General features: G+C 35.1%; 7 protein-coding genes. All 7 read right to left on the bottom strand.

Annotated elements, in window-relative coordinates; all coding sequences use genetic code 11:
- Positions 1-172 precede the first annotated feature (172 nt).
- Positions 173-3,214, bottom strand: coding sequence for a chondroitinase family polysaccharide lyase (locus ABN217_RS07230; RefSeq protein ID WP_197268937.1), 3,042 nt, complete (start codon positions 3,212-3,214; stop codon positions 173-175).
- Between the two features lie 54 nt (positions 3,215-3,268).
- On the bottom strand, positions 3,269-6,334 hold the full coding sequence (locus ABN217_RS07225; protein WP_349459256.1) for a chondroitinase family polysaccharide lyase: 3,066 nt from the start codon (positions 6,332-6,334) through the stop codon (positions 3,269-3,271).
- Between the two features lie 11 nt (positions 6,335-6,345).
- Complete coding sequence (locus tag ABN217_RS07220; protein WP_197268939.1) at positions 6,346-8,511, bottom strand: autotransporter family protein; 2,166 nt, start codon at positions 8,509-8,511, stop codon at positions 6,346-6,348.
- 36 nt (positions 8,512-8,547) lie between these two features.
- Positions 8,548-9,432 carry an OmpG porin family protein gene (locus tag ABN217_RS07215; RefSeq protein ID WP_072069308.1) on the bottom strand — a complete coding sequence of 295 codons (885 nt, stop codon included), beginning with the start codon at positions 9,430-9,432 and terminating at the stop codon, positions 8,548-8,550.
- A 151-nt stretch (positions 9,433-9,583) separates the two neighbouring features.
- On the bottom strand, positions 9,584-11,137 hold the full coding sequence (locus ABN217_RS07210) for a sulfatase-like hydrolase/transferase (protein WP_197268941.1): 1,554 nt from the start codon (positions 11,135-11,137) through the stop codon (positions 9,584-9,586).
- Positions 11,138-11,466: 329 nt separating this feature from the next.
- The gene (locus tag ABN217_RS07205) at positions 11,467-11,955 is read right to left on the bottom strand and encodes an N-acetyltransferase (RefSeq protein ID WP_197268942.1); all 489 of its coding nucleotides are present in this window, start codon (positions 11,953-11,955) and stop codon (positions 11,467-11,469) included.
- A 235-nt stretch (positions 11,956-12,190) separates the two neighbouring features.
- On the bottom strand, positions 12,191-12,940 hold the full coding sequence (locus ABN217_RS07200) for a hemagglutinin (RefSeq protein WP_196553975.1): 750 nt from the start codon (positions 12,938-12,940) through the stop codon (positions 12,191-12,193).
- Positions 12,941-13,125: the final 185 nt, after the last annotated feature.

Raw genomic sequence — 13,125 nt, 5'->3', positions numbered from 1 at the left:
TTGATCCAAGCACCCGCGCAGAGAATAACAAAATATTTATTAGAGACAACACATTTATTATCAATAATGAATTATTTAATTTATTTCTGTTATTTAAAATAAATGACTAGTTAGGTGATGAATTACCTCTTTAGGTGTTTTTCCGAAGTGGGTAATTTAAATGTTAAAATATTTATTTAACTAAATTAATAACAATAGGTGTTGCCTGTATTGTTGTCGTAGTAATCAGCGTATTATTATTTTGATGTTTAATAATAACACCAGACTGTGGTGTTACTAATTTCCATACTCCTTTTACAGTAACTGTGCTGCTTATTGGTTTAGAGTCAGCTGTTAGCCATTGACGAGAATAAACGCTGATTTCGATTTGATTTCCATTATTATCAATTTGGTCAGTTTCAATGCCTTGATATAAATTTAAATCAGGATTAACAATACTTAATGTTAATTTTTGTTTTTGAGCTTTAGTCATGACCATAACAGGAGAGTCACTCGATAATAATATTGCTTGAGGTGATTTTAATTGTGTTGCTTCAAAAAAAGCATATCCTTCTTCTTGGGTGATTTTATCTTTTACCGCATGTAATTGATTATTATGTTGTAATACAATGTATTCAGGTGCTTTATTATCTTGTGATTCAATTGCTATCGCATACTCATAGTTTTTATTCTTAGGTGCGTTACCATGAGAGATAACTGCCGTTGCAAATAATTGTTCTGTTGGTTTTGAATTTCTATCATCAAGCGAATGTTGTTTTTGATAACTAAATTTTACAGTTTGTCCTTTTGTGAGCTTATATAAATTTCCAGCAGGATCAATTAAAGTATCTGCATTATTTAAAGTTAATTGAGTACCTAATTGATTAACCTCTTTGCCATTAATTATCACTGATTTTAATTTAGGAACAGCAAATTGAAAGAGTGTTGTTTCTGTCCTATGTTGTTTATCATCATTTTCAATACCGGAACCTAAAGCAATAACTCTATTATCAAATAAAAAATAGGATTTATTAGCTCTTAAGCTTTGTTGTTGATATTTACTGTGACCATGTAATTTCATGGCAAACATACTATTGTTATTAAGTGTATTTGCACCAGAATAGCTTTCTGTTGAAAGCAACATTTCTTCAATACCTGCAGCAGGTAATTGACTAAGTTTTGCTTCAAGTTCGTTATAGGGAAGGTGAATAGTTGTTGTACCTGGATATCTATTCCAATCCCATCCAGCATGGCTAAATCCTGATTGAGTTAAATCAGCCGGAATAATTTCTAATTGTCCATATTGTAAATAACGACCATAACGGTTGTTATTTTCATAACTTTCATTACCAACAAGATAACGGCTAAAACCGCGCGCTATGGCAAGCCAGCTTTGTTGTGGTGATTGAGCCGATGCCCTTCGTTGTATTACCATTGATGCATAATTCATTGCCCATGCGCCAACCGGTTCATTTTCAGCTTTAATACCTTCAAAATGCGTTTTGTTGTCTAATTTTGCATAAGCAGCGGATAATGTGGTATCTAACTTTTGTTTGCCATCTGGGGCTCCTGCTAATGCCATCCATTTAAATGGAGCGATACCTATTTTATGCAACCCAGTTGGGTGACGGCCACTTATTACTACAGGGATTTGTGTCTCTTTGGTGTAGATACGCATTTTTAACAAAACATCTTTTAAACGCTCATGTGCTGAAGTAGTTAAGCGAAAAGGTGAACCACTTAATGCATACACACTGGGTGCTAAACCACCAAATGCGTCTTTTGCATAAGCAGGATAATGTTGTGAATGATGAAAAATAGAACCATCAGGTTTGAAACCGCCAGCAACACCTTTTGAGCTTAGTATTGTTTTACTTAACCAATTTTGCAGTTGTGCTAAGGCTTGTTGACGTTGCTGATAATCAGGTAGCATCAATAAACTTTTTATCATCCATTGTAATTGAGTGTTGAGAATATCGACATTTGCATCAACGATTTCATTGTCTTTTTCGAAAATTCGTCCTGTAGCGCTATACCACATCATGGCCTGTTGAGTAGGAGCTAGAAGGTTATTTTTTGCGAGAATATGACGTCCAATAAACCATGCGTCAAAAAGCTCTCTGGTTTGATAACCAACATGAGTAATAATTTGATAACCGCTACCACGTGTAAAACCTTGTTCAAGAACGTAACGAGTGCCTAATAAATAACGATCTTCTAATTTTTGCCTATCAGTTGCTGATAATGAATTACTACGCAAATAAATAGCAGTTTGAAGAAGCGTTTTACCGACATCTCTTAGCATATTGGTATCAAGTAATGCTTTTTTAGTCTCCTCACTAAATATCCCTTCGGCTTTCATAAAATTCTGCCGATTAGGATGATCAAGTGCTTTTCCTGTGATTGATCCATCAGTATGTTGCGTTAATCCTAATTTTTCCCATAATGCTAAATGTTCATCTAGCATATCTGTGGTGATTTCCTTATTACTGTTTATCCCTTGATAATGCTCAAAACGCTGATAAATCAAAGCCATTTCTATTTGATCATCACGAAATTCAGTATCGAAGTTTAAAGTGGGGTAATGAGCTTTCAACATTTGATCGTACATCAATAACGCACTCCAGTTTTTACTAACCATCGTGTTTACTGCGTTATTTACGTAAGGTGTTTGATAGTCAGGAACTGCCCAACGATTGTCTAACGGTACACTCATCATAATTTGGTCAAAAAAGAGGGTTCCAGCTTGATTTGGTGCTGTAATAACTAATTGATCTAATTTTCCTGTTGCAGTACCTTTCATATCACGAAAAGGAACAGCAATACCTCGCCATCCCGTAAAATTAAGTTCAACATTAAAACTTAGTGCAATTTTATTATTTTGTTTAAATACTAACGTTAATGGAGAAGATTGAGGTTTTTCATTATAAATCCACATCATAAAAGTGAGTGGAGTTGCTGTATTTTTATCATCTTGGTAATTAACAATATTGTTTAGCGTTAATGTTGCTTGCGGTTGATATTGCCATTTAAGTGATTGTTCGCCATCTTTAGCATGCTGTTTGCTTAGCGATAATTGGTTATTATTTGAAGTGATAAGGGTATTAGGCAGTTCATTTTCAAAAAGATAAATATCTCCGAAAGTTTCATGAGACAGAGAGGGTAAAGCTTGGGCCGGTAGTGATAAAAAGAGGCTTAATGTAACCGCGTGGGCTAAAGGGTTTTTTATTAACATAATCAGATTTCCTGTAAATAAAAAAGGAACGCAAGAGCGTTCCTTTTAATTAAATCAAGGGAGTGGTGAGAGTTTGATTTCCTGTGGAATACCAAAGTAGCTGGTAAAAGTCAGTTCAGTGTTATCACCTGAAACGTTATATTTAACTTTGCTATTTTTATCAGCAGATTGCCATTTACCATTAATCGTGACATTGATGGTGACAGGGGTTGCTGCTTTTTGGCGAGTCATATTTAAATCAGGTGTAACGGCACTGACAATAAGAGTGTCTTTTTGTCGATGAGTCATCACAATCGCAGGTTTATCAACTTTTTTTATCCATTTATCTTCAATTGAAGCAGGCTGATAAAAGGCATATCCCGTTACATTACTGAGTTTATCGAGAATAATATGAACGTCTTTATCCTTACGAAGAACCTGGTATAACCCATCGTTTTCACGGAATTTTTGTGCTATCTCTCTCATTCTTTCAGGCGTTGCATCTAAAAAGACCATATATTCATAGCTGGAATCTTTAGGTTGAACGCTATGATCAATCCATGCTGAACTGAAGTTTCCTTCTGTCGGTTGGCGATTTTTATTTTCTGCCGAAGTTTGGTGTTGTCGGCTGATATTTACTTTTTCAGCTTGAGTAATTAAATAACCATTACCATTACTATCAATTAACCAATCACCTTGTTTAAGAGTTGTTTGGTAAGGAATGGCTTCAATTTTTTGTCCATTAATCCAAAGGGTATTTAATGTTGGAGTAATGGCATGTTGGAATAAGGTGGTTTCGACATCTTTATTTTTATCACTACTATTTATATTGCTACCAATAAAAATTAAGCGATTATCAGCGGCTAATACACTTTTTTTTGCAGTGAAGTTAGGATCAAAACGCTCAAGATTGGCTGGATAAATAAGATCGAATGCCATCATGCCATATTTGCCTTCAAGGGCAGATGTTCCACTAAATCCTCGTTCTCCACGTTGCATTAGGGTATGAGGTTTAGGGCTATCTAATTCTTTAAGAGGAAGATGGATCGTCGTCGCTCCTGGCATTCGATTCCAATCCCAACCTTCTTGCTGATAGCCTTGTAAAAGTTGCGAACCATTACTTACTATTTGAGCAACACCATGACTTTGATAACGACCATAGCGGTTATCTTTGTTATAAATTTCAGATGACCAAACATTGGTGTTATAAGCTTTCAGTGTCACCATTTTATCTTGCCAACGATGAATACCAAAAGCCCCACCATTAAAGGCGTAGAAACCTTGAGGCAGAGCTGCTGGTGCAATAGTTTCTCCAAAAATAGCATCGGATTCGTTTTGTGTTTTATCACTTATTGCAAGATAAATAGATGCGAGTGTTTTATCTGGAGAAGGTTTCGCAGACATGGCAAGCCAGTAGTAACCTTGAGCAACTGATTTTAACGAAGGTGAATTAAATGGGTGCCTTCCAGCAAGAGGTAATCCGACTTCTGGAGCACTATAAATCCATGCTGAAACCATCGCTTTTTTCAGGTTATCCCAACCACTTTCACCGACTGAAAATGGGGTTCCACGAAGTAGATAAATAAGCTGAGAGGCATTTTTAAAGGCAGGGAAAGAGTAGCCCGGATAGTTGCCTTCATGTCGCCACGCAGTACCGTCAGGGCGTAAACCATCTTTACCACCCGGTGGTACTTGAGTTAATGCGCCAGTGATGTAATGGCTGAAGGTATTAATTAAGTTGATACGTTTTTGATCATCAGGTTCTAGCAGTAATAAGGCTAAGTGTTGACGAGATAGGGTATTGAAATAGTCTAAGTCAGAGCTATCTGCCCCCACTTTCATATCAAAACTACTTTTAAACTCTCGTGAATACCACAACAATGAATCATAAACTTGAGTTTGTAAGTTTGCCTCTTTTAGTGCATCAGACATGAGTAATGTGGAAATATACCACCATCGAGAACTATATCCCCAGTGATGGGTTGTGACTAATGCACTTCCTTTAACAAAGCCTTGATCTAATAAGTGCTTTGTCATTAATAAGTACATCTGCTTTAGCTGAGCCTTTTGTGTAGGATCTTTTTCCAGTACATAAGCACGGCTAATATTAAACATTAATGTAGTGTAATCACCTAAAATAACATAATTATGAAATAGTTGTTTATCTTGAGGGTTGAGATTTTCTGGTTGATAAATAATCGTTTGTTTATCTGTGATCAGGTGTCGCCCTTGTATTGTGCCATTATCTAAAGCATGAATATTAAGAGCATCAAAATCACTTTTTAACTTACCAATATTTTCTTCTAGTGCGAGATTTGTTTCTTTTTCACCGCCAACAAATTCATTTATCAAACGTTGGCGAATAAGATCAATTGCAGCTAAGTTTTCAGGTGTCACCGGTAACTGAGGTTGTACGTTATGAAACTGAATTTCGGGTTCTGATAAGCGAGTTTTGATTTGATAATCAGACCATTGGTAGCGAGCATCATCGATAGAAAACATAATGCGATCGATATAGATTTCACCTTGATCCACATTAGAGGGGGCTTTAAAGCGAATGCTGTCGACATTAGCGCCTAAAGCGCGCCCAATGCTGTCTTGAGTACCATCAGAGGAGGTATTCATCGCATTTAAGGTCATTTCACGATTTTCAAGATCGTTATTTAGCGAAACACCTACGGCTCGCCAACCAGTAAAATTAAGTTTTACTTTAAAGCCGGCTTGGGCTTCACTGGTTGTATTGAGCTTTTCGCCTAGATCAACGGTAAGATAACCATTAATCGGCTTTTCGTTATAAAGCCAAAATGATAAAACGGGCGTAGATGAACGCCCCCAAGCTTTAGAGGCTTCTTTATCTGTCGGTACAATCAGTTTTTTATGTAAAGTAAAGCTACTGCCTCCTTTCCATTTCCACAAAAGAGATTGGCTTCCCATAATGCTACGTTTATCTGATAGCGAAAGTATTGAATTTTTATCTGACGAAAAATCAGCTAATGGGTTATTTTGCGCAAAATGATAGATTTCTGACTGCATCAGATTATTAGGATCAAATGCAGGGTTGCTGGTGGCAGCAATCACATGATAGGGGGCTGATAATAGCCCCAATGTCATTGCAAGTGCAGTAAAGCGAAATATCGACATTATTTTTCTCCTTAGAAACGCTGGCTAACAGTGAAACCAATGCGTCCTTCATTAAATTTGTCATAACGCTGATAGCCGATTGTTGTGCCTAAATTTAATGATTGAGTGATATCGAGATTGGCACCTAATTCCGCACTAATAATGTCACCACCAACAGTATTTCCTTTAATATCAAAGGTCTCTCCTCCAGTATTAAAATAAGTCAAACTGTGGCGTTGATTAATATTATTGTCACCTGCGATATCTTTGAAATAACGAAGGTTAAGAGATGGGGTTAATTTTCCATAAGCAGTCTGATAGCTATTCCATAAAGCAACTGAGCCACCTAATTGATTAACAGCATAGCGTTGGCCATAAGTACGCATAGATAAGGCAGAGCCTGTTTCTTCCCAAGAGTCAATATTGAGCCATTGATATTGGTAAGTCAGCATCGGTTTAATATGGATGAAATCAAAATCAAAATGAGTTCCAGCATTAATTTGATAACCTAATTGCACACCTGAATAATCACCTTTTGCTTTGGTATTTCCTTCCCATCCAGTATTGCCACCAATATCTCGCTCACTATCGACAGTGTAATAACCAATATTTAGATTACCGCTTAGGAATAATGTGTCACTATACCAACCGGTGTAAGGCATAAATTCAAAATGGCTAATTTCTTTGCTTGCGTTACGTTGTTTTGCGTCAGCCTTGGCATAGTTATAAGCAAATGAAACACCGATAAGAGCATCTTGATTAATTTCATAATCAGTACCGATTTGAATACCAGTACGATAAGTGTTGTAACCGTTAATTCCACCTTGATTGCTTTGTGTGCCATAACCATACAGTATATTGGCCCAACTGTTCCAGCCTGCTTCTCTCTCTTCAATTGGCAATTGGTTATCATAGCGTAAATAGCGGTGTGCAATATTATTGCGCATATCTTCAACCATGATTAATCCCGCTTGAATATCACTGCCATCAGCAATAGGGGCTAAATCATTTGATAATGAGGCAATATTATTATCGTCATTTCCAGCAGCAACTAATAAACTCAAAGCCTCATCTGAAACTTGACTACGTGTATTGTTAAATTCATTTAAAACAGTTGGAATAATAAAATTAGCTGCCGCTAATCCATTTTCATTGACGCCACCACGTTCAGCAGCACTAATAAAATTATTACCACCTTCGTAGCTAATACCATAACGTGCAACTAATTGATTACCGCTAACACCACCACTAATATTAGGCGGTGTAGTCTCTAACCATGAATCTGTTTTTTCTAATAATGGAGATACATCTGGTGCTATGGCATTGGCGTCAGTAACCGTAATTCCAGCTTCATCTTTAATCGCTGAATTGGAAGAGATCAAAACAATATCTTTATTTATAATGTTATCGACACTGGTGCCTTTAAAATCTAATTTAGCTTGGCTACCTTTTTTAAAAGTAACATCACCGTCAACATGAAGAATAGTTTCATCAGTATTGGTATTATCATCAAGACGGAAAATTAACTGGCTATTTTCCTTATTCATGAAATTACCTTCCCAATGAATCGTTTTATCTTTTCCTTGGATAGTTAAATTGCCATGGTTTTCAATTAATGGAACACCCGTGATTTGATATCCATCAAATAAAGCATTTTGAGCACCACCTTGATATGCAAAATTTATTTTAGTATCTGCGTGACCATTTCCTAATATATCGCCGTGGATCTCACCATTTACATCACTTCTAAAACCTGTTTTTAGTGTTCTAAAATCAATGGCTGCAGTTTTTCCACGAATAATGGCACCGTCTCTTACATAAACGCCAGTACCTCGTTTAGGGAAATCGCCTTCAACCAATATGGCTGTACCATTTTCACTGGTTACGTTAGCGCCATTTAAGTTGATATTACTGCTAAAAGAAGCACCTTGATTTATCTTGAGGCCATTTGCACCATCACCAGTGACAGTAATATTTTTTGTAATTGCTTGAGCTTTATATTCTGTTGATGAGCCATTAAATACAACGCCATCACCTTGAGAAACAGTGACATCTTTATTTATTTGAGCCGTATTACCGTCATTAACATTAACTGTTTCACAGATATTTAAAGTGGGATCACATTCTGTCGCCCATGCCGAACCATAAATAGCTGATAAAATAGCCGCGCTCAAAAATAACAATTTTTTATTTTTCACAATATAACTCCATGAACAATTATATGATTTTAATTATTAGAATGTTGCTCGGAATGAAACTTTGAAATAATCTTGAGTCGATTTGCTACCATCATTTTTATTTTCAACTCGTTCATTATAATATTCCGTCATGACTCGCCATTGAGGTGATATTTGATAAGCCATTTGTAGGGTATAACGTGTCATATCTTTTTCGATATATACGCCTTTATTTGTTCTATCTTCTATTTTTCCAAAAATAGATTTACGCATTGATGGAGAAACTATTAATCCTATTGGTGTTGTCCAGTTCACATACATACGTAATTGTTGATTATGGTTTGTTTCTTTTGTGTCGTATTCTTCATGTCGTATTGCTTGCTTACCACCATCAAAATAAGCAACAGTAGTATTAATATTTGGGGTAACAAAATAACGTAGACCAGGTTCAATTTCCCAGCCTAAATAATCCGTATTTGTGACGCCATTGCTACGTTTATCTTCTTTCTTTTGTAAGCCAAATAAAACACTACCTGTTAAAACCCAATCTTTATTAATTGGAAATTGGTAATTGGTTTTTGATTCATAAAAATCAATAGTTAAGCGACTGCCGTTATCATAATTAGTGAGATCTTGACGGATTTTCAAACCAGGTTGGATCCAACCATTGTTTAATTTAAAACGATAACTACCTTGTAAATCATAACGTTGGTAGCGGTTTTTATTGTCATGTTCACGTTGGCGAAAGCCGACATCGAAATACCAGTTAGATTTTTCTGGATTAATATTAAAATCAACACGATAACCGGCATAGTTATTGGGTGTGTCGTAATCTGCTGTTTCCCAAGAAAACATAGCGTTGACATTAGCTGCCTGAGAATGAAAAGAAGTTAAACCTAAGCCAAGAAGAGGTAAGAAAAGAGCAATACGAAGTTTGTTCATGGTATATATCCAATTCTTTATTCGCTTTTATTAATGTCAATTTTTAGGTGTAGGACGTCTTTCCTTTTATTCTATTAAAAGGATTTTTATATAAGCGAATTGGGTTTATATATAGCGCCATAAAATAATGGCGCAGATATTTTTATTATTTTTATTTACATGTCGATATTGTTTTATTTAATTTATTGGTTGTTGCCGTAATAAATTCAGAGGCGCGCCAAGAATCTCCTGTTTTTTCCAACCAAGGGGTAAGTTCTTCTTTAATTAATTTCTCAATTAAAGGCATATTGTCTTTGGCAATATTTTTTATTTGATAAGGATCATTCACATTGTCATATAAGGTATATTTCAATGGTTGACCATCTTGTCTATCGATAACCAGTGTATGTGTTTTGGTTCTGACACCTCGTTTACCAAATGAAGGTTCTCCATAAGGAATAAAAAGATAAAGCTGTGAGTTTGCTGTGTCGCCTTTTCCTGTGACCACTCGGTCTGAAAGATCACTACCTTCGACAGAATCAGGTATCCATTCGGATAAGCCTAGTAGTCCTAAGATTGTCGGGTAAATATCAGGAGCTGACATTAGTGCATCATCAGAACCTGGTTTAATTTTACCCGGTAAACGAAACATCATAGGAATACGCATGGATTCTTCATAAGGATTATTTTTTGTTGCCTGTCCATTTGATCCTAAGCAACTACCATGATCAGAGAAGAAAACAACGAGAGTATTATCTGCAAGGCCTTGTTTTTCTAATTCATCGACGATGCGACCAAATTGTTCATCAACACCGTTGACCATTGCCATGTATTCTTTGAAATATTGAGGCCCATAGCCTTCTTGGTATTCACTTTCCCATTGTACGTTCGGGCGAGTGTTGAGCTCTTTAGATGTTTTACCTTGATAAGCATCGAGGTATTTCTTCGGTACTTGGTCATAAGGCGAATGAGGTGGATTCATTGAAACCACTAATGCAAATGGTTTTGAATTATCCCTAAATTGATTGTTTTCATTTTTGAGAAACTTGATTGCCATATCAGCTTCATGTTCAGGTCCCCATTGATCAATGTAAATTGGTTTATCACGAGGAGTATCGTTTGCCCAATACATAGGTTTTAAATGTAAATCGTAGGTGCCATAAGAATACCAAAAGTCAAAACCATGGCGTCTATCAGGAGCTGCCCATTCATTCCAATAACGACCTTCCATTGGATTATTGTAACTTTCAATAAATGGTTCGTAAGGTGCATCAAGATGCCATTTGCCAATATAGCCAGTGCTGTAATCGAGAGATTTTAAAACATCAGACCAACATTTTGCATAAGGAGATAGATCAATACCTACTTTGCCACCATAATCATGTGCATTTCCTGTAATGCCATTGCGAACAGGGTATTGCCCAGTCATAAACATGCCACGGAAAGGAGAACAAAGAGGGTAATTTGAAGCCATTTGTGTCATTACTTTGGCTTGTTTCGCAAATTTATTCAGATTTGGTGTAATTGAAGGATCTTCTCCCATAAACTGTAACGCGTGTGCTCGCATTTCATCAGGAAAAACAATTAATAGGTTAGGGGCGTTTTCCGGACGAGATTGCGTGTTAGAGACCGTGCTTCCTGAATTAGCAATAACAGGGGTAGAAACAGTCATTGCTGCACCGCTGGCTGCGAGCCCTTTGATAAAAGTTCTGCGGGAAACAGTCATTGCTTCCTCCTATTTTACGTTTACTTTCGAATTGGTGTCTTTTATCTTATTTATACTTTTGCATAAGATCAAAAAGTAAGTTAACGAAAGATCAAGAATTGAAAGGGAGATCACAGAATAGTGTCAAATTGTAAGCAATTTGACAGCTAAAATAGGAGTTGAAATATTGTTAAGAATAGATTAACTTTTTACGAATAATTTTAATTAATTGATTTATAATGATATTTATTGTTTTGTGATGATGATTGCAAAAATAGCTTAAAGTTTCTTTTTTTAGCTATAAAGTTGCATAATAGCTAGTGTAAGTTCTTTTCTTTCGTTTGTTTTCATTATCCTTTAATGACCCACCAAGATGTTCCTTTAAACTCAATATTTTTAACTATCTCCATGCCTAACTTTTGATGTGCTTTTAGTGAGCGAATATTTTCGCTATTAACAAATGCGATAGGGTGCCCGCCATGTAAAGAACAGATCTGCTGGTAGAGATCTTTTAATAATGATTTTCCTCGGTGCGATTTATCAATACAAACAGGGCCGTAAAACCAATTGTTTTGTGTTATTTCTGGGAAGCGTCGATTAATTTCTTGAGCAATAGGCGGAATTGAGAAAGATGTGACAGGGAAGCTGAAAACCACAGCAACAATATTTTCTTGATTAATTGCAATAATAGTATTTATACTATATTGGTACATTGCCTCAACTTTGTTTTGTGGGTATTCGCCATATAATCCGCCTTGTTGAGATTCTGAATTTTCCTGTAATAATGTTGCTACTGAGTTGATATCTTTATATGTCATTTTTCGAAATATATAATGCATTTTTTATTCCTTTTTATACTAAGTTATAATCTTATTATATAAAAAATAATTTATAATACAAAAATACATTAATAATTATAAAGATAAATTTATTAATTTAAGTGTGACTATTGAATTTTGACTATCTACAAAACCTCTTTTTGAAAGAAATGTAATAAAAGCAGTAATAGAATATATTTATTACTGCTTAATTAATAACATGATTTTTATTTTTTATTTATAGAAATAGAAGTAATTAGAAACCATAGGCTAATCCTCCCCCGATAATGATTTCTTGTTCACTATTTATTGAAGAATTTAATCTAAATGCAATGTCATTATTAGGTTTATATTGTATTCCCCCAGCAAAAGCTGTACCAGTTCGGTAGTTACTAATACCAATTCCTCCACTTAAGGTGTGATGGCTAAGATAAGGAATATTCGTCATTGCAACAGATGAAGCAATACCTGCAAATACTTTCTTTTCTAATGAGATGATTTTTTTATCTAAATTTGCAATTGAGTCTGTGATTTCAGCTTGTCTTTTCCTGTAATAGTGATCAAAATCATTAACATGAGTTTTGAGCTCATTAATATCTGTACTAATACTTCTTTTTAGCTGATTCATGGCATTATTTGTTGTTATTCTATTTTTTTCTACCATTTTTTTAGTTTGGATAAGATTAACGGCATCTGTATTATTTTTACCATCACTAATATTAACTAATCTCGATGTCTGCCCGTTTTCAGTGTTACCAAATGAAACCGTATTTTCTTCGGTTGCTAATGCATTATGACCAATAGCAACAGAGTGTGTATTTTTAGCTTGGCTATTGACTCCTATTGCAATTGAACCATTACCTGAAGAATTACTATTATCACCTAATGAAATACTAGGAATATTAACGATAATAGGTATTTCTTCCTTTTCTTTTATTGAATCTACATTTGAATGCGAAAATGAAGGGAATAATAGAAAGAATAAAAATAACTTTTTAAATAACATTTAATTTAACCCTTTGAAAGGAATTTTTGGCGTAAATCAATGCTAAATGATTGTTTTTTTCATCACAAATAAAACATTCTGGAAATACTCTTAAAAATAGTTTTAAATAAAATTATATTTTTTAAAATATATGATTGATTACTGCAAAAATATTCTATTAAATAATATTATATTTAATAAGTTAT

The organism is Proteus sp. fly-1067 (assembly GCF_040139345.1).
Classification (GTDB): Bacteria; Pseudomonadota; Gammaproteobacteria; order Enterobacterales; family Enterobacteriaceae; genus Proteus; species Proteus vulgaris_B.
This window is presented reverse-complemented; position numbering and strand designations above follow the sequence as displayed.